At 69.6% G+C, this 24,389-nt stretch carries 28 protein-coding genes and 1 pseudogene; 12 read left to right on the plus strand and 17 right to left on the minus strand.

Annotated elements, in window-relative coordinates:
• Positions 1-101: 101 nt before the first annotated feature.
• Together KIH27_RS00265 and KIH27_RS00270 are read right to left on the minus strand one after the other, a co-directional pair.
• The gene (locus KIH27_RS00265; RefSeq protein WP_214090907.1) at positions 102-1,064 is read right to left on the minus strand and encodes a sigma-70 family RNA polymerase sigma factor; all 963 of its coding nucleotides are present in this window, start codon (positions 1,062-1,064) and stop codon (positions 102-104) included.
• 130 nt (positions 1,065-1,194) lie between these two features.
• On the minus strand, positions 1,195-1,626 hold the full coding sequence (locus KIH27_RS00270) for a DUF3099 domain-containing protein (RefSeq protein ID WP_214090908.1): 432 nt from the start codon (positions 1,624-1,626) through the stop codon (positions 1,195-1,197).
• 83 nt (positions 1,627-1,709) lie between these two features.
• Between KIH27_RS00270 and KIH27_RS00275 the strand changes: the two genes are divergently transcribed.
• Complete coding sequence (locus tag KIH27_RS00275; protein WP_214091162.1) at positions 1,710-1,949, plus strand: DUF3039 domain-containing protein; 240 nt, start codon at positions 1,710-1,712, stop codon at positions 1,947-1,949.
• Here the strand turns inward: KIH27_RS00275 and KIH27_RS00280 are convergent.
• Positions 1,936-2,874 carry a YihY/virulence factor BrkB family protein gene (locus KIH27_RS00280; RefSeq protein WP_214090909.1) on the minus strand — a complete coding sequence of 313 codons (939 nt, stop codon included), beginning with the start codon at positions 2,872-2,874 and terminating at the stop codon, positions 1,936-1,938. The two genes, KIH27_RS00275 and KIH27_RS00280, sit on opposite strands and share 14 nt — an antisense overlap.
• A gap of 69 nt (positions 2,875-2,943) precedes the next feature.
• A complete protein-coding gene (locus KIH27_RS00285; protein WP_214090910.1) occupies positions 2,944-3,138 on the minus strand; it encodes a DUF7455 domain-containing protein in 195 nt (64 codons plus the stop codon).
• 126 nt (positions 3,139-3,264) lie between these two features.
• Here KIH27_RS00285 and KIH27_RS00290 point away from each other — a divergent pair, with 126 nt between their 5' ends.
• Complete coding sequence (locus KIH27_RS00290) at positions 3,265-3,618, plus strand: DUF952 domain-containing protein (RefSeq protein WP_214090911.1); 354 nt, start codon at positions 3,265-3,267, stop codon at positions 3,616-3,618.
• A 26-nt stretch (positions 3,619-3,644) separates the two neighbouring features.
• Here KIH27_RS00290 and KIH27_RS00295 read toward each other — a convergent pair whose 3' ends face one another.
• From KIH27_RS00295 to cei, 3 genes are all read right to left on the minus strand, one after another.
• On the minus strand, positions 3,645-5,069 hold the full coding sequence (locus KIH27_RS00295) for an RNA polymerase sigma factor (protein WP_214090912.1): 1,425 nt from the start codon (positions 5,067-5,069) through the stop codon (positions 3,645-3,647).
• A gap of 186 nt (positions 5,070-5,255) precedes the next feature.
• Positions 5,256-6,026, minus strand: coding sequence for a polyphosphate--glucose phosphotransferase (gene ppgK, locus KIH27_RS00300; RefSeq protein ID WP_214090913.1), 771 nt, complete (start codon positions 6,024-6,026; stop codon positions 5,256-5,258).
• Between the two features lie 65 nt (positions 6,027-6,091).
• Positions 6,092-6,742: an envelope integrity protein Cei gene (cei, locus tag KIH27_RS00305; RefSeq protein WP_214090914.1), complete on the minus strand. Its 651-nt coding sequence runs from the start codon at positions 6,740-6,742 to the stop codon at positions 6,092-6,094.
• Positions 6,743-6,912: 170 nt separating this feature from the next.
• On the opposite strand from cei, the gene KIH27_RS00310 reads away from it, so the two are divergent.
• Entirely contained in the window at positions 6,913-7,215 is a 303-nt protein-coding gene (locus tag KIH27_RS00310; RefSeq protein WP_019738982.1) for a DUF4193 domain-containing protein, read from the plus strand.
• 7 nt (positions 7,216-7,222) lie between these two features.
• On the opposite strand, the gene KIH27_RS00315 is transcribed toward KIH27_RS00310, so the two are convergent.
• Positions 7,223-7,708 carry a DUF3093 domain-containing protein gene (locus KIH27_RS00315; RefSeq protein ID WP_214090915.1) on the minus strand — a complete coding sequence of 162 codons (486 nt, stop codon included), beginning with the start codon at positions 7,706-7,708 and terminating at the stop codon, positions 7,223-7,225.
• Between the two features lie 25 nt (positions 7,709-7,733).
• Between KIH27_RS00315 and dut the strand changes: the two genes are divergently transcribed.
• A complete protein-coding gene (gene dut, locus KIH27_RS00320; protein ID WP_214090916.1) occupies positions 7,734-8,198 on the plus strand; it encodes a dUTP diphosphatase in 465 nt (154 codons plus the stop codon).
• Between the two features lie 69 nt (positions 8,199-8,267).
• Positions 8,268-8,987 carry a DUF3710 domain-containing protein gene (locus KIH27_RS00325; RefSeq protein ID WP_214090917.1) on the plus strand — a complete coding sequence of 240 codons (720 nt, stop codon included), beginning with the start codon at positions 8,268-8,270 and terminating at the stop codon, positions 8,985-8,987.
• 39 nt (positions 8,988-9,026) lie between these two features.
• Here the strand turns inward: KIH27_RS00325 and KIH27_RS00330 are convergent, their stop codons facing one another.
• Complete coding sequence (locus tag KIH27_RS00330; RefSeq protein ID WP_214090918.1) at positions 9,027-9,740, minus strand: alpha/beta fold hydrolase; 714 nt, start codon at positions 9,738-9,740, stop codon at positions 9,027-9,029.
• A gap of 162 nt (positions 9,741-9,902) precedes the next feature.
• Between KIH27_RS00330 and KIH27_RS00335 the strand changes: the two genes are divergently transcribed.
• Positions 9,903-10,274, plus strand: coding sequence for an OB-fold nucleic acid binding domain-containing protein (locus KIH27_RS00335; RefSeq protein WP_214090919.1), 372 nt, complete (start codon positions 9,903-9,905; stop codon positions 10,272-10,274).
• Positions 10,275-10,303: 29 nt separating this feature from the next.
• Positions 10,304-10,975, plus strand: coding sequence for a DUF3159 domain-containing protein (locus KIH27_RS00340; RefSeq protein ID WP_214090920.1), 672 nt, complete (start codon positions 10,304-10,306; stop codon positions 10,973-10,975).
• Here the strand turns inward: KIH27_RS00340 and KIH27_RS00345 are convergent.
• On the minus strand, positions 10,961-11,623 hold the full coding sequence (locus KIH27_RS00345; RefSeq protein ID WP_214090921.1) for a potassium channel family protein: 663 nt from the start codon (positions 11,621-11,623) through the stop codon (positions 10,961-10,963). The two genes, KIH27_RS00340 and KIH27_RS00345, sit on opposite strands and share 15 nt — an antisense overlap.
• Positions 11,620-12,291, minus strand: a complete 672-nt coding sequence (locus tag KIH27_RS00350) for a potassium channel family protein (RefSeq protein ID WP_214090922.1) — start codon at positions 12,289-12,291, stop codon at positions 11,620-11,622. The genes KIH27_RS00345 and KIH27_RS00350 overlap by 4 nt, the downstream gene beginning before the upstream one ends.
• Before the next feature lie 82 nt (positions 12,292-12,373).
• Between KIH27_RS00350 and KIH27_RS00355 the strand changes: the two genes are divergently transcribed.
• The gene (locus tag KIH27_RS00355; RefSeq protein ID WP_214090923.1) at positions 12,374-14,371 is read left to right on the plus strand and encodes an APC family permease; all 1,998 of its coding nucleotides are present in this window, start codon (positions 12,374-12,376) and stop codon (positions 14,369-14,371) included.
• Positions 14,368-15,534 carry a class I SAM-dependent RNA methyltransferase gene (locus KIH27_RS00360; RefSeq protein WP_214090924.1) on the plus strand — a complete coding sequence of 389 codons (1,167 nt, stop codon included), beginning with the start codon at positions 14,368-14,370 and terminating at the stop codon, positions 15,532-15,534. Before KIH27_RS00355 ends, KIH27_RS00360 begins: the two co-directional genes overlap by 4 nt.
• A 33-nt stretch (positions 15,535-15,567) precedes the next feature.
• On the opposite strand, the gene KIH27_RS00365 is transcribed toward KIH27_RS00360, so the two are convergent.
• From KIH27_RS00365 to KIH27_RS00380, 4 genes are all read right to left on the minus strand, one after another.
• Positions 15,568-15,825: a Txe/YoeB family addiction module toxin gene (locus KIH27_RS00365; RefSeq protein WP_214090925.1), complete on the minus strand. Its 258-nt coding sequence runs from the start codon at positions 15,823-15,825 to the stop codon at positions 15,568-15,570.
• The gene (locus KIH27_RS00370) at positions 15,822-16,094 is read right to left on the minus strand and encodes a type II toxin-antitoxin system Phd/YefM family antitoxin (RefSeq protein WP_214090926.1); all 273 of its coding nucleotides are present in this window, start codon (positions 16,092-16,094) and stop codon (positions 15,822-15,824) included. Before KIH27_RS00370 ends, KIH27_RS00365 begins: the two co-directional genes overlap by 4 nt.
• A gap of 77 nt (positions 16,095-16,171) precedes the next feature.
• Positions 16,172-17,464: an ArsB/NhaD family transporter gene (locus KIH27_RS00375; RefSeq protein ID WP_372451276.1), complete on the minus strand. Its 1,293-nt coding sequence runs from the start codon at positions 17,462-17,464 to the stop codon at positions 16,172-16,174.
• A 5-nt stretch (positions 17,465-17,469) separates the two neighbouring features.
• On the minus strand, positions 17,470-17,913 hold the full coding sequence (locus tag KIH27_RS00380; protein ID WP_214090927.1) for a CBS domain-containing protein: 444 nt from the start codon (positions 17,911-17,913) through the stop codon (positions 17,470-17,472).
• A gap of 61 nt (positions 17,914-17,974) precedes the next feature.
• On the opposite strand from KIH27_RS00380, the gene dxs reads away from it, so the two are divergent.
• Positions 17,975-19,888: a 1-deoxy-D-xylulose-5-phosphate synthase gene (dxs, locus tag KIH27_RS00385; protein WP_214090928.1), complete on the plus strand. Its 1,914-nt coding sequence runs from the start codon at positions 17,975-17,977 to the stop codon at positions 19,886-19,888.
• A 64-nt stretch (positions 19,889-19,952) separates the two neighbouring features.
• On the opposite strand, the gene KIH27_RS00390 is transcribed toward dxs, so the two are convergent.
• Positions 19,953-21,224 (minus strand): HRDC domain-containing protein, encoded by a 1,272-nt coding sequence (locus tag KIH27_RS00390; protein WP_214090929.1) that lies wholly within the window; start codon positions 21,222-21,224, stop codon positions 19,953-19,955.
• 1 nt (position 21,225) lies between these two features.
• A pseudogene (locus KIH27_RS00395) lies at positions 21,226-21,866 on the minus strand (DUF3000 domain-containing protein).
• Positions 21,867-21,972: 106 nt separating this feature from the next.
• On the opposite strand from KIH27_RS00395, the gene hemE reads away from it, so the two are divergent.
• A complete protein-coding gene (hemE, locus tag KIH27_RS00400; RefSeq protein WP_214091164.1) occupies positions 21,973-23,022 on the plus strand; it encodes a uroporphyrinogen decarboxylase in 1,050 nt (349 codons plus the stop codon).
• On the plus strand, positions 23,019-24,371 hold the full coding sequence (locus tag KIH27_RS00405) for a protoporphyrinogen oxidase (protein ID WP_214090931.1): 1,353 nt from the start codon (positions 23,019-23,021) through the stop codon (positions 24,369-24,371). Before hemE ends, KIH27_RS00405 begins: the two co-directional genes overlap by 4 nt.
• Positions 24,372-24,389: the final 18 nt, after the last annotated feature.

Raw genomic sequence — 24,389 nt, forward strand, 5'->3', positions numbered from 1 at the left:
TGAGTGAATGGTTAGTTAGCAATACCTCAATCAGAGGGCGTCACAGCACATATGCGAGGAGGCCACCGCGCGGTGCGCGGTGACCTCCCCGGATTCGATTGTCAGCTCGCGTAGGAACGCAGCCGGTCGGCACGCTCGCCGTGCCGCAGCTTGGTCATCACCTCGCGCTCGATCTGACGGACCCGCTCCCGGGACAGGCCGAACAGCTTGCCGATCTGATCGAGGGTGCGGGGCTGGCCGTCGTCGAGGCCGAACCGGAGCCGGATCACCTGGTGCTCGCGTTCGTCCAGGGTGGCGAGCACGCTGCGGATATCGGTGTGCAGCAACTCGGCGATGACGGCGTTCTCCGCCGACATGGCTTCGGAGTCCTCGATGAAGTCACCCAGGGGGGCTTCCTCGTCGGATCCGACCGGCATGTCCAGGCTGACCGGGTCCCGGCTGTGCTCCAGCAGGTCGCCGATCTTCTCGGCCGGGATGCCGGATTCGGCGGCGAGTTCCTCGTCGGTGGCCTCCCGGCCGAGCCGCTGATGCATTTCACGCTTGATCCGGGCCAGCTTGTTGACCTGCTCCACCAGGTGGACCGGCAGCCGGATGGTCCGGCTCTGGTCGGCCATGCCGCGGGTGATGGCCTGGCGGATCCACCAGGTCGCGTAGGTGGAGAACTTGAAGCCCTTGGCGTAGTCGAACTTCTCCATCGCGCGGATCAGGCCCAGGTTGCCTTCCTGGATCAGATCCAGCAGCGGCATCCCGCGGCCGGTGTAGCGCTTGGCCAGCGACACCACCAGGCGCAGGTTGGCCTCCAGCAGATGCCGGCGGGCGGCCTCACCGTCGTGGGCCACCGTCGCGAGTTCGGCCCGGCGCTTCTCGCCGAACCGCTTACGGGTGTCCAGCAGATGCTGCGCGTACAGACCGGCCTCGATGCGCTTGGCAAGCTCCACCTCATCGGCGGCATTGAGCAACGCGGTCTTGCCGATGCCGTTGAGATATACCCGCACCAAATCGGCTGCCGGGCTCTGGGCGTCCAGATCGCGGTCGACTCGACGAGTGGTGGTTGCGTTTGCCATTGCGGCCTCCCCAAAGATCGGCGTCAACTATCACTCCTGTTAACGCCCAACCCGGGTCTGGAGTTCCCCGCGCGATCCGGCCGTCATCCTCGCTGACGTGCGCAGATGCGTCGGTAGCCTTGAGAATGTGCTAAGAACCGTCCGTTTCCGGGGGTTCCGGCGACTCCGGTCGCGCCGACGGCGGCTGCTGACGCCAGGATTCCTCCAGCGCGAGATGGGCCGGACCGGGGAACAGCGGGATGTTGCGCGGCTCGGCGTCGTAGCGCCGCGGCTCGTCGGGCCGGCGCGGCGGACGGTCGTTGGCGATCAGCACCGCCATCCACGGCAGTGGGATCGACGCCGCCAGGATCGCCAGCGAGATCAGTCCGTTGTGCCAGGCGCCGTACGCGAGGGCCGCCAGCAGTAGTGCCGGAACGCGGAACGCCATCATCGTGAGGTACTTGCGAACCCGTTCACGGTGCTGCTGCTCATACGATGGCGCGGCCGTGGTGATGAGCACGGGCTGGCCGTCGTCGTCGAAACCCAGCTGGGGGCCCTGCTCCATGGCTCCACTGTCCCACACCGCCCCGTCGGTGGCACAGGGGGTTTTCGCGCAGAAAGGTTTGGGGATCGTCACCGGTTCTGGGCACAATGTGAGGCATGGGCATGCAGACCGACACCCTCGAACGCACTGACACCGATGAGCGCGTCGACGACGGGACCGACGGCGACACCCCGAAGTATTTCCACTATGTCAAGAAGGACAAGATCGCCGAGAGCGCGGTGATGGGCACGCACGTGGTGGCGCTGTGCGGTGAGGTATTTCCGGTGACGAAGAGCGCCAAGCCCGGCTCACCGGTCTGCCCGGACTGCAAGCGGATCTACGAAACCCTCAAGAAGGCCTGATCCGCTCGGCGCGGGCGCGCAACCGGGCCTGCAGCCACTCCCGCAGCAGGGCGGCATGGGTGTGCCGCACCGGCCACTGCTCCTGGACAGCGGCGTTGAGTTCGGCGCCCAGCATGATCGCGAAGCCGCCGAAGAACGCGAACAGCAGGAACGCGATCGGCGTTGCGAGGGCGCCGTAGGTGTAGCCGGTGCTGGTGATCCAGGTCAGGTAGATCCGAAGGCCCAGCGTCGTGATCAAGAAGACCGTGGTGGCCAGTACCGCGCCGTAGATGAGCCGGTGCGACGGCAGCGGCCGCGGCAGTGCCACCCGGTACAGCACGGTGATCGCCAGCAGCAGGCCGATGACCAGCGCGGGGTAGTAGCCCAGATGCAATGCCCGGCCCCAGCTCTCGGGGATGTACTCGGCTATCTTGCGCGGTCCGAGCGCGACGAACGGCGCCGTCGCGATCACGAAGACCAGGCCCACGACGTAGAGGAACAAGGCGAAGAACCGCTGCCGGACCGGGTGACGCAGCGGTGTCTGTCCGTGCGCCTCGACAACCGAGTCGACGAACGCCGAGACCGCCGACGAGCCGGCCCACAGCGAGATGACGAACCCCAGGGACACCACCTCACCGCGGGCGCCCTTGTCGATGTCGGCGATCGTCGGCTCGATGATCTCGTTGACGACACTCGGCGAGAAGAAACTGTGTGCCATCGACACCAGGCGCTCTTCGACGACGGCCATGGTGTCCGCGCCGAACATCGGCGCCACGTAGGCCAGACTGCCCAGCAAGCCGAGCAGCAGCGGCGGCATCGACAGCGCGGACCAGAACGCGGCCTGCGCGGCCTCGGAGAAGATGGAGTCGTCCCAGCTTTTCGACAGGGTGCGGCGGGTGAGATGCCACAGGTGGTGGCGCGACGGCTTGGCGGGCTGATCCGGCATGCGGTGTGCGATGAGTTCCGACGACCGGCCGCGCTGCCTCCCCGTGGCGCGCGGCGGTGCGTCTCGCTCCTACGACTCCAGCGGTTCGCCGACTTCGAGGACGGCCGCGATCTCGACCAGTCGCGCCTCGTGCTCGTTGGCGTGATGCTGGCAGAACAGCAACTCAGCTCCCGACGGGAGGGTTGCCCGCACGCGAGCGGCCGCACCGCAGCGGTCGCAGCGGTCAGCCCTGGTCAGTTCCGGACCGGTCAGGGTTGCGTTCATGGCTCCTCTTTTCGACGTGTACCTCGACTGTCTCAGACGTCGAGGGGTATCGCGATGTTCCCCGCATCGGTGTGTCGTGTCTCACCGCCTTTCGCGGCACCGCCGGCATCGGGCAGGGTGTAGCCGATGACCGACGATGCGCAGACACTGGTGCACCTGTGCGGCGCCCGCGACTGGTCCGAAGCCCAGCGCGGTGGCCGGGTGGATCCGGATCCGGAGGTCGGATTCGTTCACCTGTCCACACCGCAGCAAGTGCACCTGCCCGCCAACCGATTCTACCGGGGGCGCGACGACGTTCTGCTCCTGCACATCGCCGCCGACCGAGTCGACGCGCCGCTGCGCTGGGAGCCGGGGACCGACTCCGACCCGGACGGAATGACGTTTCCGCACCTGTACGGCCCGTTGCCGGTCGCCGCGGTGGTCGCCGTCACCGAATACCGCCCGGACGCCGACGGTGTTTTCGGTGCGATCAGCCGGTAGCGAACACGGTGTCGGGGGCCGACTACCTAGTCCAGGTAGTCGCGCAGCACCTGCGAGCGGCTGGGGTGGCGCAGCTTGCTCATCGTCTTCGACTCGATCTGACGGATCCGCTCGCGGGTGACCCCGTAGACCTGACCGATCTCGTCTAAAGTCCGCGGCTGACCGTCGGTGAGTCCGAACCGCAGCCGGACCACGCCGGCTTCGCGCTCGGACAGCGTCTCCAGCACCGACTGCAGCTGATCCTGCAGCAGGGTGAACGAGACGGCGTCGACGGCCACGACGGCCTCGGAGTCCTCGATGAAGTCACCGAGCTGCGAGTCGCCCTCGTCGCCGATGGTCTGGTCCAGCGAGATCGGCTCCCGGGCGTACTGCTGGATCTCCAGCACCTTCTCCGGGGTGATGTCCATCTCCTTGGCGAGCTCCTCGGGCGTGGGCTCGCGACCCAGGTCCTGCAACAGCTCGCGCTGGATGCGGCCCAGCTTGTTGATCACCTCGACCATGTGCACCGGGATGCGGATGGTGCGGGCCTGGTCGGCCATCGCTCGGGTGATGGCCTGGCGGATCCACCAGGTGGCGTAGGTGGAGAACTTGTAACCCTTGGTGTAGTCGAACTTCTCCACCGCGCGGATCAAGCCCAGGTTGCCCTCCTGGATCAGGTCCAGGAACGCCATGCCGCGGCCGGTGTAGCGCTTGGCCAGCGACACCACCAGGCGCAGGTTCGCCTCCAGCAGGTGGTTCTTGGCACGGTCGCCGTCCCGGCAGATCCACACCATGTCACGCCGGTAGGCGACGGCCAGCTTCTCACCCTTGTCGGTGTGCTCGGTCATCTTCTGGGTGGCGTACAGGCCCGCTTCGATGCGCTTGGCCAGCTCGACTTCCTCTTCGGCGTTGAGCAGCGCCACCTTGCCGATCTGCTTCAGGTAGGCGCGCACCGAGTCCGCCGAGGCGGTCAGTTCGGCGTCCTTGCGGGCCTGCCGCAGCGCCTCGGACTCTTCCTCGTCCCAGACGAAATCACCTGAGGCCTTGTCCTTTTCGGACGGCTCGGCGATCTCCTCGTCTTCCTCGTCGGCGGCGGTGCCGGCGGCTACGGCGGCGGGGCCGGGCGCGGCGTCGTCGGCCTCGTCGGTGTCGTCGTCGAGGGCGAGGTCGGTGTCGTCGATGTCGTCGTCGCCGGGCTCACCGTCGAGTTCGACGTCGGTGTCCAGGTCGTCGCCGGCCAGATCGGGGTCGGTGTTCTTCGCCGAGGCCTTGGTGCCCCGGGCCGCGGCCTTCTTCGCCGGCGCCTTGGCGGCCGACTTCGCGGTGGTCTTGGCGGCCTTCTTCGCCGGCGCCTTGGCGGCGGACTTCGCGGCAGCCTTGGCGGGTGCTTTGGCGGCGGCCTTGGCGGGTGCTTTGGCGGCGGTGCGCTTCTTCGGCTCGTCGGTCTCCGGCTTTGCCTTGGTCGCTGCCACGGCCACCCCTTCGGTCGGACTTACTTCCGGTTCGCAGGGTCGTGCGCAACCGCAAGTGTCGGGTATGTCGAATATCGGCTCTATATCAGCCGAGAAGTCAGCTGGGATAGTCGCCGCTATCGGTCAGGCGGCCGCCGCGGACCATTGTAACGACAGTCGGGGAGTGTTCCTGCCAAGCGGGGGATTTCAGCGCGTGACGTCGGCGGCGGCCGCCATCGCCGCGCCGACGATGCCCGCGCTGTTCTGCAGCGTCGCCGCGACCACCGGGGTCCGGTTGTCCAGCAGCGGCACCCACTGGTCGGCTTTGCGGCTGATCCCGCCGCCGGCGACGATCAGGTCCGGGCAGAGCGCATTCTCGATGGCCACCAGTACCTTGGTCACCTGCTTGGCCCATTTCTTCATCGACCAGCCCTTGCGCTCCTTGACCGATGCGGCGGCCCGGTGCTCGGCCTCCTTGCCGTCGACCTCGAGGTGGCCGAGTTCGGTGTTGGGCAGCAGCTTTCCGTTGTGGATCACCGCGGAGCCGATCCCGGTGCCGAACGTGAGCAGCACCACCAGGCCCGTCTTGTCCCGGCCGGCCCCGTAGCGCTCTTCGGCGAGTCCAGCGGCGTCGGCGTCGTTGAGGACGACAACGGGCTGTCCGCCGAGTTCGGCGGCGATCGCCTCCTGGGCGTTGACGCCGATCCACGAGTCGTCGACGTTGGCGGCGGTGCGGACGACGCCGTCGACCACGACGCCGGGGTAGGTCACCCCCAGCGGGCCGGTCCAGTCGAAGTGGCGGACCACCTCGGCGACGGTCTTGGCGACCGCGGCGGGGGTCGCCGGACTCGGGGTGGGCAGCTTGTACCGATCACCGACCAGTGCGCCGGTATCCAGATCGACGACGCCGCCCTTGATGCCGCTGCCGCCGACGTCGATGCCGAAACTCCGGTGTGGCGATTCCGTACTGCCGGTCATCGGGTCTCCTCGGGCTCGGGATGCTCGTCACACCCTAGCCGGGGAACCTGGCGGTCGGCTGGCGGTCAGCAGGTGCCGGAGTGGATCTTGGTCAGCAGCGCCGGGTCGGGCAGCCCGGTGGCGTCCGGGCGCAACCCGGCCAGGGCCGCCTGAATGTCGTTGCTGTGGGCCAGCGACGTGAAATCGGTTCCGATGGCCAGGTCGACGGAGTCGTCGGTGCGGTCGTCGCGGAACAGTTCGGTGCACGGCGCCACCAGCCAGACGGCGGCCGCTGCCGCCCGCCCGGCCTCACCGAACCGGATCTGGCCCTGGCAGTCCAACCGGGCGCCGTCGTAGACCGGGTCGTTGGCGGCGGCCGGTTGGGCGAAGCCGTCGTCGCGCATCGCGTCGGCGACGTCCGCGGCCTGTCCGGCCCGTCCGGTGGCGTTGAGCACGGTTGCTTTGACCTCGGCCAGTTTGGCCGGCGTGGTGCTGGCCAGTGCCGTGCGCGGCACCTGGGCACCGAGTCGTGGCTGGTCCGGTCCGGTCGGCGCCGGCGGCGGGTTGCACGCGGCGATCTCATGGACATCCGGTGGTCGGGTGAGTGCCACCACCCACACCGCGCCGGTCAGCAATGCCAGGCACGCGAGGGCGTAACCGGCGGGTCGAAAGTTGCGTCTCCGGAACGGCCGACCATGCTTGTCGAACTCGCTGCCTTGAGTGATTTGCGCGACCACGTAGGCACTCTAAAGGGCGCGCGTGCCACGGATAACCGTGGTCAGACATGAAATGTGGCGCATATCACAGTTAATCTGGCTGCGAAGCGGGCACGAATCATTTGGTGGATGCGTTCGACGCTGGTACAAAGCTCGCGCAGGGTTACGAGGGGAGTTGAGGGGAGAACGCGATGGCTACTGACTATGACGCTCCACGGCGCACCGAGACGGACGACGTTTCGGAGGACTCGCTGGAGGAATTGAAGGCGCGGCGCAATGAGGCCCAGTCGGCGGTGGTCGACGTCGACGAATCGGAATCCGCGGAGTCCTTCGAACTGCCCGGCGCCGACCTGTCCGGCGAAGAGCTGTCGGTACGTGTCATCCCCAAGCAGGCCGATGAGTTCACCTGCTCCAGCTGCTTCCTGGTCCAGCACCGGAGCCGGCTGGCCAGTGAGAAGAACGGCGTGATGATCTGCACGGACTGCGCGGCCTGACGGCCGCTCAGTCCTGCAGGGCCGCCAGCAGTCGCTCCGGGTGCCGGCAGCTCACCAGCCAGTAGGGCGTCGGGTCGTCGGGGTCGTCGAGAACCAGCAGCACCATCGGCCCCACCCAACCGCGATGCACCACGAACGCGGCCGGGTCGAGCTGACGCCCCAGTGCCGCCGACTTGGCCGACTGCGGCACCTCCGCGGCGCGGGCGATCACCGACGCCGGCAGGTGCGCGTCCCCGGCCCACAGTTCGGCTCCACTGTCACCCGACGTGACCTGCACCCGGACCCGGCCCAGCCACAGCAGTGCCGCCACCGTGATCGCGAACACCACCGCGAACGGCAGCCACGGCGGCAGCATCCGCAAGCCCAACCGGACCTCGTAGGCCAGTAGCCCCATCCCGAAGAACCCCAGCGGCCACCACCACCACGGCACCCGAAGCTGCTCGCGGTAGCGCACGGTTTGCGATGCCCGGTGGTTCACACGCAGTCCCGACACGCGGCTAAGAGTAGTCTTCTGGCTCGTGTCGACCAGCCTCCCGGTAGTCCGCCTGGACCCTGACCTGCCGCTGCCCACCCGAGCTCACGCCGGTGATGCGGGTGTGGACCTCTACAGCGCGGTCGACCTGGAACTCGAGCCCGGACAGCGGGCGCTGGTGCCGACCGGCATCGCCGTGGCGATCCCGTTCGGCATGGTCGGTCTGATCCATCCCCGCTCCGGCCTGGCGACGCGGGTGGGACTGGCGATCGTCAACAGTCCGGGGACCGTGGACGCCGGCTACCGCGGCGAGATCAAGGTCGCGCTGATCAACCTGGACCCGGCGATGGCGATCATCATCCACCGCGGCGACCGCATCGCCCAGCTGGTGGTGCAGCGGGTCGAACTTCCCGACCTGGTCGAGGTGGCGTCGTTCGAGGAGGCGGGGCTGGCCGACACGACCCGGGGTGCCGGCGGGCACGGGTCCTCCGGTGGGCATGCGAGTTTGTGAAGATGATGGTGCCGGGAGGGCACCGGTGACGGTGCCGAAGCGGTGCGATGACGAAGGGCGGCGATTGTGATGGTGGACGACTACGACGAGCCGGGTTCGGACGAGGAGTTGGAGGGCCCGTTCGACATCGAGGACTTCGACGACCCCGCACAGGCGACGCTGGCACGACTCGACCTCGGGTCGGTGCTGGTGCCGATGCCCGAGGGGGCGCAGGTCCAGGTCGAGCTCACCGACGCCGGTGTGCCCAGCGCGGTGTGGCTGGTCACCTCGAACGGCCGGTTCAACATCGCCGCCTACGCGGCGCCGAAGTCGGCCGGGTTGTGGCGCGAGGTGGCCGGTGAACTGGCTGACGCGTTGCGCAAGGACTCGGCGAACGTCGCCATCATCGACGGCCCCTGGGGTCGTGAGGTGGTCGGCTCGGCGACCGGGGCGGTCCGGTTCATCGGTGTCGACGGGTACCGCTGGATGGTGCGCTGCGTCGTCAACGGCGCCCACGAGACGATGGACGCCCTGACCGAACAAGCGCGGGAGGCGCTGGCCGACACCGTGGTTCGCCGTGGCGACACCCCGCTGCCGGTGCGCACACCGCTGCCGGTGCGGCTGCCCGAGCCGATGGCCGAGCAGCTGCGCGCCGCCGCCGCGGCGCAGGAGGCCGCCCGGCAGAACGCCGCCCAGGAGGGCGGTGGCACTGCGCCGTACGGCGGTGAGGTCCCGCCGCCGCAGCCCGCCGCACGTCGCAGCGTGGATGGGTCGGCGATGCAGCAGTTGCGGACTATCACCGGCGGTTAGCGAGCCTCGACGGAGGAGAGGCGAAGCTGGACCGCCGCATCAGACCCGGCGGTTAACGGCCTCGGCCAGCGCCGCCACGCAGGCGGCGCCGAGCGCGGCCGGATCGGCGCCGATCTGATCCAGTGTCACCGTGTGCAGCGCGGCCCGCGGCGCGGCGGCCACCCAGTCGGCGGCCGCCTGCAGTGGGTGCACCGCGTCGTCCACGGCCGCCACCACGGCCAGCGGTGGGGTCAGGCTCTGCAACTGGGCCCGGGTCGGCGCCACGTACTGCGCGGCCTGCTCCAGCGCGTCGGGCAGCTGCGGCCACTGTGCGGTCCAGGACCGGGTCAACTCCGCGGCCAGCCACGTCGGGCTGGACGCGTGCAGCCGGGCCACCACCGCCGGCAGGCCGTCACGGCGCAGTTCGGCGGCGCTGTGTCGGGCCGCCAGTGCTGCCGGGGCGGTGTCCGGCGACCCCAGCCAAGCCGGCAGAGCTGCCAGCACGGCGACGGTCCGGTCCGGGTGGTGCAGCGCCCATGCGGTCGCCACCGCGGCACCGATCGACACGCCGCCGACGATGATCGGCTCCGATTCGGCCGCTGCGTCCAATGCGGCCAGATACCCGTCGATCAGGCGTGCCGGCTGCGGCCGGTGCGTGATCAACCGGACGCCGGCACGGTCCAGCGGCTCGGCGAAAGCCCGGTGGACGTAGTCGTCGTCGGATCCGGTCCCGGGCAGCAGGACCGCGGTGCGCCCGCGTGATTCGAATGCCACCACATGATCGTGCCGGGTGTTGTCAGCAACTCGACGGGCACCCCGGAGGCCGGTCGTGTGGCATTAGGCAATCAACAGGTCTAGCGTAGCGGGCGCACACAACGGACTAGATCCCACAGCTGGGTTGTTGCCACTGATGGGTTATGTGAAGTGGGAGATGTGATGGCGGTAGCGAAAGGGTATCTGCGTCGGCTGACTCAGCGGCTGACCGAAGATCCCGAGCTGCGCGATGTCGAGGAATTGTCCGACGAAGCCGTCAACACCGGTGCACAGCGCGTCATCGACTGCGAGCGCGGCCAGGAGGTCACGATGGTCGGTGTGCTGCGCAGCGTGGAGGCCTGCGCGAAGGGCTGCTCGGGCGGCGTCCGCGCCGAATTGTTCGACGGCACCGACACCGTCACGCTGGTCTGGATGGGGCAACGCCGGATTCCCGGCATCGAATCCGGTCGCACGCTGCGAGTGCACGGCCGGCTCGGCAAGCTGGAGAGCGGCGCCAAGGCGATCTACAACCCGCACTACGAAATTCAGCAGTGACCGATTTCGGCTATCCTCGCCGGTGAATCATGTCCGGTGACTACAGCGCCCAGCGTCTGCTGGAACAGATCGGCGGAGTGGCCGGCCTGGTCTACTCCTCGCTGCCGATCGTCGTGTTCGTTCCGGTCTCCACGGTCTGGGGGCTGCGCGCAGCGATCCTGTCCGCACTGAGTGTCGCCGCGGCGGTGCTGGTCTGGCGGCTGATCCGCCGAGAGTCCACCCAGCCGGCGTTCTCCGGCTTCTTCGGGGTGGCGGTCTGCGCGCTGATCGCCTACCTGATGGGGGAGTCCAAAGGCTATTTCCTGCTCGGCATCTGGACGTCACTGGCCTGGGCGGTGGTGTTCGCGGCATCGATGGTGATCCGGCGTCCGGCGGTCGGCTACATCTGGAGCTGGTCGAGCGGCCAGGATCGGAGTTGGCGGGACGTCCGGGCGGCGGTGTACGCCTACGACCTCGCGACGCTGACCTGGGTGCTGGTGTTCGGCTCGCGGTTCGTCGTGCAGGGCCTGCTGTACAACGCCGACCGGACCGGCTGGCTCGGGGTGGCGCGCATCGGGATGGGCTGGCCGCTGACGGCGGTGGCGGCGGTGGTGACCTACCTGGCGGTCAAGTACGTGCAGCGCACCCTGCAGGCCTCGGCCGACGCACCGGTCGACCCCGCATCCGACGAGGTCGCCGAACCGGGGTCAGCGCGTCGGTAGCAGCAGTTCGCGCAGCGCGTCCTCGACGCCGGCGACCGCGACGAACAGCAGTTCGTCACCGCCCTCCAGCGGTTCGTCGTCCTGCGGCACGATCACCCGCGGTCCGCGCAGGATCGTCACCAGCGCGGCGTCTTTGGGCAGCGCCAGCTTGCGCACCGGCTTGCCGCCCCACGGCGTGTCGTCGGGCAGTGTGATCTCCAGCAGGTTGGCCTCGCCCTTGCGGAACTCCATCAGCCGCACCAGGTCGCCGACCGCGACGGCCTCCTCGACCATGGAGGCCAGCATCCGCGGGGTGGACACCGCCACGTCCACCCCCCAGGCGTCGGTGAACAGCCATTCGTTGCGCGGATCGTTGACCCGGGCCACCACCCGCGGCACCGCGAACTCCGTCTTGGCCAGCAGCGACAGCACCACGTTGGCCTTGTCGTCACCGGTCGCGGCGATCACCACGTCGAAGTCCTCGAGCCGCACCGACTCCAGCAGACTCAGCTCGCAGGCGTCCCCGAGGTGCCATTGGGCGGCGGGGATGGCGTCGAAGTCGATGTGCTCGGGGTTGCGTTCGATCAGGGCGACCTGATGGTTGCTGTCGAGCAGTTCGCGGGCGATGGACCGCCCGACGGCACCGGCGCCGGCTACCGCGACCTTCATTTGTCCAGATCCTCGCTCGGCGGCAGCGCGGCGATCGCTATCGCCTCGCCGACCCGGCCGGACACCGCGATGATGTACACCTGATCGCTGGCCTGGATGATCGTCTTCGGTTCGGGCAGCACCCCGGTGCCGAATCGGGTCAGGAACGCCACCCGGGCACCGGTGGCGGTTTCCAGGTCGGTGACGCGGTGACCGATCCAGCCCTCGTGCAGGATGACCTCGACCACGGCGACGGTGCCGGTGGGGTCCCGCCACTTGGTGATCTCGCCCTCGCGGGTCAGCGCGTCCAGCAGTCGGTCGGTGGTCCACGGCACGGTGGCGATGGTGGGGATGCCGAGCCGCTCGTAGACCGCGGCGCGCTTGGCGTCGTAGATGCGGGCCACCACCCGCGACACACCGAAGGTCTCCCGGGCCAGCCGGGCCGCGATGATGTTGGAGTTGTCGCCGGAGGACACCGCCGCGAACGCTCCGGCCTCCTCGATGCCGGCCCGCAGCAGCACGTCCCGGTCGAAACCCATCCCCAGCACCCGCTCGCCGGTGAATTCCGGGCTGAGCCGGTTGAACGCGGTGCCGTCGCGGTCGATGATCGCAACCTCATGACCGATCCGGGACAGCCCGTCGGCCACCGAGGCGCCCACCCGGCCGCAGCCCATCACCACTACCCGCACGTTGAGGTTCCCTTCGACCGGCGTCGTGCTCGTCTTCGGTGCACGCTACCGCCAACGCCGGTTGGGCTTACCCTTGGCTCTCGTGTCGAAACTTTCCACCGCTGCGCGGCGGCTCGTCCTGGGCCGGCCGTTTCGCAGCGATCGGCTGAGCCACACCCTGCTGCCGAAACGGATCGCGCTGCCGGTGTTCGCCTCCGACGCACTGTCCTCGGTGGCCTACGGGCCGGAGGAGATCTTTCTGGTCCTGTCGGTGGCGGGGATCGCGGCCTACCGGCTGACACCCTGGGTCGGCGTCGCGGTGGCGTTCGTGTTCGTCACCGTGGTGGCCAGCTACCGGCAGAACGTGCACGCCTACCCATCGGGCGGCGGCGACTACGAGGTGGTCACCACCAACCTCGGTTCCACCGCGGGGCTGACCGTGGCCAGCGCGCTGATGGTGGATTACGTGCTCACGGTTGCGGTTTCGATCTCGTCGGGGATCGCCAACATCGGCTCGGCGGTGCCGTTCATCTCCGCGCACAAGGTGGTGTTCGCGGTCGGCACCGTCATCGTCGTCGCCGCCATCAACCTGCGCGGCATCCGGGAGTCCGGCACGGCGTTCGCGTTCCCGACGTACGCGTTCATGGTCGGCATCTACATCATGCTGGGCTGGGGGCTGTTCCAGATCTTCGTGCTGGGCCATCCGCTGCGCGCGGAGTCGGCGGAGTTCAAGATCTCCTCGACCAACGGCGAACTGGTCGGCTTCGCACTGGTGTTCCTGGTGGCCCGATCGTTCTCCTCGGGCTGTGCGGCGCTGACCGGGGTGGAGGCGATCAGCAACGGCGTTCCGGCGTTTCGCAAACCGAAGTCGAAGAACGCCGCCACCACGCTGCTGATGCTCGGGGTGATCGCGGTGACGCTGATGATGGGGATCATCGTGCTGGCCCGGCAGACCGGGGTGAAGATGGCCGCCCGCCCGGCCGACCAGCTGATCGGCGCCCCGGCCGACTACGACCAGAAGACACTGCTGGCGCAGCTGGCCGAGACGGTGTTCCACGGGTTTCCGCCCGGCCTGTGGCTGATCGCCGGGGTGACCGCGCTGATCCTGGCGTTGGCCGCCAACACCGCGTTCAACGGCTTCCCGGTGCTCGGATCGATTCTGGCCCAGGACTCGTATCTGCCGCGCCAGTTGCACACCCGTGGTGATCGGCTGGCGTTCTCCAACGGCATCGTGTTCCTGGCGGTGGTGGCGATCGCGTTCATCGTGGCGTTCCGCGCCGAGGTCACCGCGCTGATCCAGCTCTACATCGTCGGGGTGTTCGTCTCGTTCACGCTGAGTCAGATCGGCATGGTGCGGCACTGGAACCGGTTGCTGCGCACCGAAACCGACCGGGCGGCGCGGATCACGATGATGCGCTCCCGGGCGGTCAACACCGTCGGGTTCATCTGCACCGGGACCGTGCTGATCGTGGTGATCGTCACCAAGTTCCTGCTCGGCGCGTGGATCGCGATCGTGGCGATGGGAGCGCTGTTCGCCCTGATGAAGCTGATCCGCCGGCACTACGACGCGGTCACCCGCGAGTTGGACGAGCAGTCCGCGGCGGAGGAGGACCAGATGGTGCTGCCCAGCCGCAACCATGCGGTGATCCTGGTGTCCAAGCTGCACCTGCCGACCCGGCGCGCGCTGGCCTACGCGCGGGCGACCCGGCCGGACTCCCTGGAGGCGATCACTGTCAGCGTCGACGATGCCGAGACCCGAACCCTGGTCCGGGAATGGGAGGACAGCGATATCACGGTGCCGCTGAAGGTGATCGCCTCCCCGTACCGGGAGGTCACCCGGCCGGTACTGGACTACGTCAAACGGATCAGCAAGGAGTCGCCGCGAGCCGTGGTGACCGTCTACATCCCCGAATACGTGGTGGGTCACTGGTGGGAGCAGTTGCTGCACAACCAGAGTGCGCTGCGTCTGAAGACCCGGCTGCTGTTCATGCCCGGGGTGATGGTGACTTCGGTTCCGTGGCAGCTCAATTCGGCAGAGCGGCGCAAGGTGCTGGCACCGCACCATGCGCCTGGCGACACACGACGGGGATTCATGGAATGACCGAACTGATTCTGGACGTCGGCCCGCCCGCCAACGGCGGCAGCTGCATCGCCCGGCATGACGGCCGGGTGGTGTTCGTGCGCTACGCGCTGCCCGGGGAGCGGGTACGGGCCCGGGTGACCGCGCAGCGCGACTCCTACTGGCAGGCGGAGTGCGTCGAGGTGCTCACCGCCTCGGCGGACCGGGTGGATTCACTGTGCCCGATCGCCGGGGTCGACGGCGCGGGCTGCTGCGATCTGGCGTTCGCCGACCCGGCTGCGGCGCGCGCTTTGAAGGGTGAGGTGGTGGCCAATCAGCTTGCCCGGCTGGGGGATTTCGCCTGGGAGGGTGCGGCCGAGCCGCTGCCCGACGGTGGTGCCACCGGTTGGCGCAGCCGGATCCGGCTGGACGTCGGCGCTGACGGGCGGGCCGGGTTCCATCGCTACCATTCCGACGCGCTGGTCACCGACCTGAGCTGCGGGCAGTTGCCGACCGGGATGACCAAGGGGCTGCCCGAGGAGTTCCGGGCCGGCGACCACGTGCACGTGGTGCTCGACGACGACGGCGTGCGCCACGTGGTGAGCACCGGGCGGGAACACCGGCCCTACATCGTCGAGGGCGACTACCACGCCACCCAGTGGGTCAACCGGCGGCGCTGGCAGATTCCGGTGACCGCGTTCTGGCAGGCGCACCGCGGTGCGGCCGCGTTCTACAGCGATCTGGTGACCGAGTGGGCCGCAGTGGAGTCCGGCGGGACCGCGTGGGACCTCTACGGCGGCGCCGGGGTGTTCGCCGCGGCGCTGGCGGCGGCGGTGGGGGAGTCCGGTCGGGTGCTGACCGCCGACACCTCACGGGCCGCTTCCGGTGCGGCGCGAGTGGCGCTGGCCGATCTGCCGCAGGTGAAGGTGGTGACCGACTCGGTGCGCCGGGTGCTGGCCGCGCAGTCCGGCGCCGCCGACGTGGCGGTGCTGGACCCGCCGCGCACCGGCGCCGGCCGCGACGTGATCGAGGCGCTCGGCAGTGCCGAGGTGCCGCGAGTGGTGCACATCGGTTGCGAGGCAGCGTCGTTCGCGCGCGACATCGGGCTGTACCGGCGGCAGGGCTACACCGTCGAGGCGATCCGGGTGTTCGACGCGTTCCCGCTCACCCACCACGTGGAGTGCGTGGCACTGCTGACGCGGTAGGCGCTCCACACTCCGCCGACGTGCCGACGGCCGTCAGTAGTGGTAGCGCGCCTGCAGCACGACGATCGGCTCGTCGGTAACCAGGTAGACGAGGCGGTGTTCGTCGGTGATTCGCCGTGACCAGGTTCCCGGCAGGGAATGCCTCAGAGGTTCGGGCTTCCCGATTCCGACGAACGGATCGCGCTGAATCTCGGAGAGCAGTCGGAGTATCCGCTTGGCCGTCGTCCGATCATTCAGGAGCCAGTGGGTGACGTCTTCCCAACCCTGTGCGTGGAAGGCGAGTCGCCTCACTCTGGGTCGACCATCGCCTGGAGTTCTGAAAGCGTGTGTTCGATGAGGTTGCGGTCGGCAAGCGCGTCGGTGTACGCCGTGAGCAGGCGACGTGCGTTCGCCGGGGCGCGGAGCAGATGGGCGGTCTCCTGCAGTGCCGCGTAATCGTCGGCCGAGATCAGGACGGCGTTGCCGCGCCGGGAGACGATCTCGACCGCAATGCGGTCGTCGTTGACCTGCTCGATGAGGGGAAAGAGGTTTCGACGAGCTTCGCTGGCAGTGATCGACACCGACGGCTCCAATCCTTAAGTGGTACCATCTCACGGTACCATCGACGGGAAGCTGTCGTCATCATCGTCGCCGCAGATCAGCCCAGCACGAAATACCGCAGCCACAGATACACCGCCGACAGTGCCACCGACACCGTCGTCACCACGATGCCCTTACGGGTGAACTCCCAGAACGAGATCGGATTGCCGGCGCGGCGGGCGATCCCGAGCATCACCACGTTCGCCGACGCCCCGACCGCGGTCAGGTTCCCGCCGAAGTCCGCACCTAGCGCCAGCGCCCACCACAGCGTGTCCGGGTGGTGCTGGCCGGGGATCGACGCGGAGAGTTCCGCCACGATCGGCGTCATCGTCGCCACGTAGGGGATGTTGTCGATGATCCCCGACACCGGCGCGGACGCCCCGAGGATCGCCATCGTCGCCAGCAGCGCGTTACCGCCGGTGGCCTCGGTGGCCGCCTTCGCCAGGTCGGCGATGACCCCGGTCTTGACCAGCGCGCCGACCATGATGAACAGCCCGGCGAAGAACAGCAGCGTCTCCCACTCCACCCCGGACAGGTAATCGGAGCGCTCCAACCGTGAGATCACGATCAGCAGCCCGGCGCCGAGGAGCGCCACCGTCGACGGCTCGATGTGCAGTACCGAATGCGAGACGAACGCGGTGAACACCGCGGCCAGCACCGCCCCGCACTTGATCAGCAGTCCGCGGTCGCGGATCGCCTCGCCCTCCTCCAGCGACATCACCTCGGCGACCCGGTCGGCGTCGACGTGAAACGATCCGGGGAACAGCCGGGGCAGCAGCACCACGAACACCGCCATCACGATGACGACGATCGGTGTCATGTGCACCAGGAAAGCGTTGAACGACAACCCCGCCCGGCTGGCGATGATGATGTTCGGCGGGTCGCCGACCAGGGTGGCCGCGCCGCCGATGTTGGAGGCGAACACCTCCGCCATCAGGAACGGCGCCGCGTTGATCGCCAGCCGGTCGCAGACCAGCAGGGTGACCGGTGCGATCAGCAGCACGGTGGTGACGTTGTCCAGCAGCGCCGAGGCGACCGCCGTGACCAGCACCAGCAGGATCATGATGCGCAGCGGGGAACCGTTGGCGCGCTTGGCCGCCCAGATCGCCACGTACTCGAACACGCCGGTCTGGCGCAGCACGCTGACGATGATCATCATGCCGAGCAGCAGGAAGATGACGTCCCAGTCGATCCCGGTCTCGCGGGAGTAGAACATGTCGTCGGAGCTGATCACCGGCAGGCACGCGACCACCGCGGCGCCGGTCAGCGCCACCAGTGTCTTGTTGATCCGGTCGGCGGCGATGAACAGGTAGGCGATCACGAAGATCGCGACCGCGAGGAATGTCAGCATGCCGCTCAGACCTTCAGCGCCGCAGCCAGCAACCGCGATGCGGTGATCACCCCGTGCAGCTCACCGTCTTTGACGACCGCGATCAGCGAGGTGCGCAGCCGGGCCATCGCGGCGGCCACCTCGATGATCGTGTCGGAGGCGTCGGCGGCCGGGACGTTCTGCAGCCGTTCGGGCAGCACGTCGCGAACCGTCTTGCCACGCAACTTCTCCGCCGCCCGGTCCGCGGTGGCCTCGCCCAGCACCCCGGCCAGTGACGGGTCGTCCTGGATGTAGCCCGGCACGATGAACCGCACCACCTCGGAGGCCGGCAGTACCGCGTACGGCCTGCCCGACCCGTCGGTGACGACGATCCCGGGCAACCGGTTGTCGGCCACCATCCGGGCCGCGTCCAGTGCATCGGAGTCGATCGTCACCACCGGAAACTCTTCGGCGATCTCCTCGGCGTGCATGCGCATGACCCTACGTCGGCAACGCCGGGGACGGCGGTACCCGGGTGCGTAGACTGGCCGGATGCTTGAAGGGATCCGCGGCCCCGCCGATCTGCAGCGCCTCTCCCAGCGGCAGTTGACCGACTTGGCCGCCGAGATCCGGGAGTTCCTCATCCACAAGGTCGCCGCCACCGGCGGCCACCTGGGACCCAACCTGGGCGTGGTGGAGTTGACGCTGGCGCTGCACCGGGTCTTCGACTCGCCGCACGACCCGATCATCTTCGACACCGGCCACCAGGCGTACGTGCACAAGATGCTGACCGGGCGGGCCCCGGACTTCGACACGCTGCGGAGCAAGGGCGGGCTGTCGGGGTATCCGTCGCGCGCCGAGAGTCAGCACGACTGGGTGGAGTCCAGCCACGCCAGTGCTGCGCTGTCCTACGCCGACGGGCTGGCGAAGGCGTTCGAGTTGACCGGGCACCGCAACCGGCACGTGGTCGCCGTCGTCGGTGACGGTGCGCTGACCGGCGGCATGTGCTGGGAGGCGCTGAACAACATCGCCGCGGCGAACCGGCCGGTGATCATCGTCGTCAACGACAACGGCCGCAGCTACGCGCCGACCATCGGCGGGTTCGCCGACCACCTGGCGGCGCTGCGGTTGCAGCCCGCCTACGAGCGACTGCTGGAGCGCGGGCGCAGCGCGGTGCGCGGGATGCCGGTCATCGGCGAACTCGGCTACCAGGTCATCCACGGCATCAAGGTCGGTATCAAGGACGCGCTGGCCCCGCAGCCGCTCTTCACCGACCTGGGGCTGAAATATCTCGGGCCGATCGACGGTCACGACGAGGCCGCGGTGGAGTCCGCGCTGCGCCGGGCCCGCGGCTTCGGCGCCCCGGTGATCGTGCACGTGGTCACCCGCAAGGGGAAGGGCTACGACCCGGCCGAGAACGACGAGGCGGAGCAGATGCACGCCTGCGGGGTGATCGATCCGGTCACCGGGTGTGCGGCCGAGACCGGCGGGCGGGGCTGGACGGCGACGTTCTCCGACGTGCTGATCGAGTACGGCGCGGCCCGCCGGGACGTGGTGGCGATCACCGCCGCGATGCCGGGCCCGACCGGGCTCAAGGCTTTCGGGGAGCGCTACCCGGACCGGATGTTCGACGTCGGCATCGCCGAGCAGCATGCGGTGACCTCGGCGGCCGGTCTGGCGATGGGCGGCCTGCACCCGGTGGTGGCGATCTACTCGACGTTCCTCAACCGCGCGTTCGACCAGGTGCTGATGGACGTCGCCCTGCACAAGCTGCCGGTGACGCTGGTGCTGGACCGCTCCGGGATCACCGGGCCCGATGGTGCCAGCCACAACGGCATGTGGGATCTGTCGGTGCTGGGGATCGTGCCGGGAATGCGGGTGGCTGCCCCGCGGGATGGCGCCCGGCTGCGCGAGGAACTGGGCGAGGCGCTGGGCGTCGACGACGGCCCGACCGCGATCCGGTTCCCCAAGGGCGATGTCGGCGAAGATATTCCGGCGATCGAGCGGCGTTCCGGCGTGGACGTGCTGGCGGTCCCGGCCGAGGGGCTGGGAGACGACGTGCTGCTGGTCGCGGTCGGTGCGTTCGCGGGCATGGCGCTGGCGGTCGCTGATCGGTTGCACAACCAGGGCATCGGCGTGACGGTGATCGACCCGCGCTGGGTGCTGCCGGTCAACCCGCTCATCGGTGAGCTGGCGCGCACCCACAAGCTGGTGGTCACCTGCGAGGACAACGGGGTGAACGGGGGAGTCGGCTCCGCGGTGTCGGCGGCGCTGCGGTCCGCCGAGATCGACGTGCCGTGCCGTGACGTCGGTGTGCCGCAACGGTTTTACGATCACGCCTCGCGCGGTCAGGTGCTGGCCGAGGTGGGGTTGACCGACCAGAATGTGGCCCGCCAGATCACCGGCTGGGTCGCGGCGATGAACAGTTGCGACTGCATGACCGAGGTCAGCGAGACACTGGACTAGACGCGAGATCGACGTGAGCGCGAACCCTACTTGGAAAACCTCGCGCTGACGTCGATCTCGGCGGTCAAGACCGCGTCAGTGCTATGGCCAGTGCCGGCACCGTCAGCTCCCGTTGCCACGGCCGTGCGGCGCCGGCGGTCAGGAATTCCTCGATGGCCGCACCGGCGTCGGTGGCACCCGCCCAGTCCCAGCACAACCGGCGCAGCAGATCCGGTGTCAGCAGGTTCTCCGTCGGCACCGAAACTCGTTGCGACACTTCACCGAGCGCGGCGCGCGCGGCCTCCAGTCGGGCGGCGGCCTCCGGTTTGCGCCGCGCCCAGCGGGCCGGCGGCGGCGGGCCGCCGTTGGATTCGGCGGCGTCCGGCGGATTCGGGTTCTCCCGGGCGGCGGCCAGCGCGCCGAGCCACGTCTGCGCGCTGCGCCGCTGCCTCGGCCCGCCGAACACCGGCAGTGCCACAAGGTCGTCGACGGTGCGCGGGTCGGCGATCGCGGCGGCGATGATCGCCGAATCCGGCAGGATCCGCCCCGGCGCGATGTCGCGTCGCTGGGCGATCTGGTCGCGCATCAGCCACAGTTCCCGCACCGCCGCCAGGCCGCGCCGGTCCTTCACCTTGTGAATGCCCGACACCCGGCGCCACCGGTCCCGGCGGGTCGAGGTGGTGAAATCGGTGACCCGCACATGGTTGAATTCCTGTGCCGCCCAATCGCTTTTGCCCTGCTCAGCCAGGACCCCGGCGATCGCGTGGCGCAGTTCGATCAGTACCTCGACGTCCAGTGCGGCGTAGTTCAACCAGTCCGGGGGCAGCGGCCGTTTCGACCAGTCGGCCGCACCGTGGCCCTTGGCCAGCCCCAGGCCCAGCAGCCGCTGCACCATCGCAGCCAGGTTGACCCGGTCGAAGCCGGCCAGCCGCCCGGCGAGTTCGGTGTCGTACAGCGTCTTCGGCCACATACCGACCTCGGCCAGGCAGGCCAGGTCCTGGTCGGCGGCGTGCAGGATCCACTCGTCGTCGTCGAGCACCTCGGCGACCGGGCGCAGCAGCGCTGCCGGGTCCTCGCCGGCGCCGACCGGGTCGAGCAGCACCGTGCCGGCCCCGGCCCGCCGGATCTGGATCAGATAGGCGCGGTTGGAGTAGCGGAAACCGGACGCCCGCTCGGCGTCGACCGCGAACGGACCGTGCCCCGCTGCGAGTAGTGCGGCCGCGGCGTCGATCTGCCCGCGGCTGACCGACACCTCCGGGACACCGTCGGCCGGGTGCGTCAGTGGGGTCGGTTCCGCCTGGTCGTCGGCGAGTTCGCCGGCCTGCGGGTCGGGCTGGTCGGGTGCGTCGGATGTCATCTCAGACGCGGGTTCGCGAACTCAGGTCGGTGATCCCGACGGGCGGCAGTCCGGCGGCGTGTTCGAGTACCTCGCAGAACGCCTGGACGTGTGCGCCGAGCTCCGGGGTGGTCGCCGTCCAGGACGCCCGCAGCTCCAGCTGATGGCCGCGGGGCGGCCCGGAGATGTCGCCGTAGCGGACCGACGTGGTGGCGGTGACGGTGCCGCCCAGCGCGGTGACGTGCTCGGTGCGGGAGTTCAGCGCCTCCACCAGCCAACTCCACGCCACCTCCGGCAGCAGCGGATCGATCGCCTCATGGGAGTCCAGGTCGGCCTGGATGAACGCCACCAGTCGCATGGTGCCGTCCCAGGCGTCGGTGCCGTCCGGGTCGTAGAGCAGGATCAGCCGGCCGAACGCGTCGCCGTCGGAATCCTCCGGGATGATGTCGGTCTCGGGGTGCTTGACCTCCGCGCCCAGCGCGTAGCTGTACGGCGCCAGCCGCTGCGGCGGGCGGATCGGCCCCAGCTCGATCTCGGATCGCACGGCTGCGGTGTGCATGGTCGCCACCGCTTCCCGGAACGGGGCAGGCTCGGCTGATGTCACGGATGCCGCTCCTTTAACTCATCGCTTCGCGTCGCGTCGCAGCTGACGGGCCCCCCGATTGCTGTTGTGCGCCGCTGCGGTGCGGGTCGCAGGATGCCACGCTAACCCGCCCGGGCCGCCGGTGGCGACAGGCGCGCCGAACCGGTCATGGCAGCATTGACCGCGATGAACGCCCGTCGTGAACTGCCCGATTCGCCCTACCTGGCCGCCGCCTGCGGTCGCACCCCCAGCCGCACCCCGGTGTGGTTCATGCGCCAGGCCGGCCGCTCGCTACCGGAATACCGGGAACTACGCGCCCAGCACAGCATGCTGGCGGCCTGCTTCGACCCCAAACTGGTCTGCGAGATCACCCTGCAGCCGGTCCGCCGCCACGACGTCGACGCGGCGATCCTGTTCTCCGACATCGTGGTGCCGCTGCGCGGCGCCGGGGTGGACCTGGACATCGTTCCCGACGTCGGGCCGGTGATCGCGAATCCGGTGCGCACCGCCGCCGACGTCGCCGCCCTGCCCGCGCTGGACCCGGACCGGGTCGCCCCGGTTGCCGAGGCGGTGAAACTGCTGGTCGGCGCGCTCGGTGAGGTGCCGCTGATCGGTTTCGCCGGCGCCCCGTTCACGCTGGCCTCCTACCTGGTGGAGGGCGGGCCGAGCCGCACCCACGCCCGCACCAAGGCGATGATGCTGGCCGACCCGGACAGCTGGCATGCCCTGATGGCCACGCTGACCGACCTGACCATCGCGTTCCTGACCGTGCAGCTCGACGCCGGGGTGGACGCCGTCCAGCTGTTCGACTCGTGGGCCGGGACACTGTCGCTGGCCACCTACCGCAGCCATGTGCTGCCGCACAGTTCCCGGGTGTTCGCGACGCTGGCCGATCGCGGCGTGCCGATGACGCACTTCGGGGTGGGGACCGCGGAACTGCTCGGCGCGATGGGTGAAGCCGGAGCCACCGTGGTGGGGGTGGACTGGCGCACCTCGCTGACCGACGCCGCAGGCCGGGTCGGCGCCGGCAAGGCACTGCAGGGCAACCTGGACCCGACGGTGTTGCTGGCCGGCTGGCCGGTGGTGGAACGCGCCGCCCGCGCCGTGGTCGACGACGGTCGCCGGGCGCTGGCCGCCGGGGCGACCGGGCACGTGTTCAACCTCGGCCACGGGGTGCTGCCCGAGACCGACCCGGGGATACTCACCGACCTGGTTTCGCTGGTCCACTCGCTGTGACACTGTCGTACTGCGTCGTCGGGGGCGGGATCTCCGGTCTGGCCGCCGCCCACCGACTGCGGGCGACGCTCGGCGACACCGCCGACATCACGCTGTTCGACCCGGCGGACCGGCTCGGCGGGGTGCTGCGCACCGAGACCATCGCCGGTGTCCCGGCGGACGTCGGCGCCGAGGCGTTCATCGCCCGCCGGCCGGAGGTGCCGGCGCTGCTGGCCGAACTGGGCCTGGCCGATCGGCAGTGCACGCCGACCGGGGTGCGGCCGCTGATCTACAGCGACGGGCGGCTGCACCCGCTGCCGGCCGGCACCCTGGCCGGTATCCCGGCGGCGCCGGAATCGCTGCGCGGCCTGGTCGACGAGGCGACCCTGGCCCGGATCGCCGCCGAACCCGATCGCCCGCTGTCTTGGACGCCGGGCGACGACCCGACCCTGGGCGCACTCGTCGTCGACCGGTTCGGTGAGCAGGTGGTGGCCCGCTCGGTGGATCCGCTGATCGGCGGGGTGTACGCCGGGTCGGCGGGGTCGGTCGGGGTGCGCGCGGCGGTGCCGGGTCTGGCCGCCGCCCTGGACGCCGGGGCCACCAGCCTCACCGACGCGGTGCGCCGGGCGCTGCCGACGGCCACCGACGCACCGGTGTTCGGGGCGATCAGCGGCGGGTACGCGGTGCTGCTCGACGCGCTGGTCGGCAGCAGCGGGCTGCGCTGGCATCAGACCGCGATCACCGGCATCGAGCCCGACCGAGGCGGCTGGGTGCTGACGGACGCCGCCGGTGGGCGGCATGCCGCCGACGGCCTGGTGCTGGCGCTGCCGCCGGCCCGGCTGGTCGAGCTGACCCGCGGCTTCGCACCCCGCTGTGCGGGCGCCGCCGCCCGGATCCCCAGCGCATCGTCGGTGGTGGTGGCGCTGGCGGTGCCCGCCGGTGCGGCGTTCCCCGATAACTCCGGGGTGCTGGTGGCCGGTGGTGAGCGGCTGCACGCCAAGGCGATCACGCTGTCGTCGCGCAAATGGGGCTGGGCCGGCGGGCCGGAACTGCTGCGGCTGTCGTTCGGCCGGTTCGGGGAGTCGCTGGCCGGGGTCTCCGACGCCGAACTGACCGCCTGGGCGCTGGCCGATCTGAAGACCGTCTTCGGCGTGGCGGTCGAGCCGGTGGACGTGCGGGTGCAGCGCTGGGACGCGGCGCTGCCGCAGTACCGGCCGGGGCACGCCGAGGTGGCCGCGGAGCTGCGCGCCGGGCTGCCGGCGACCGCGGCCGTCGCCGGGAACTTCCTGGACGGGATCGGCGTGCCGGCCTGCCTCGCCGCCGCCGATTCGGCGGTCGCCAAGGTGATCAGCGCCACCGTCACCGGCTAGAGCGGACTGTGCGGTTCC

The sequence above is a fragment of the Mycolicibacter acidiphilus genome (assembly GCF_018455725.1).
Classification (GTDB): domain Bacteria; phylum Actinomycetota; class Actinomycetes; order Mycobacteriales; family Mycobacteriaceae; genus Mycobacterium; species Mycobacterium acidiphilum.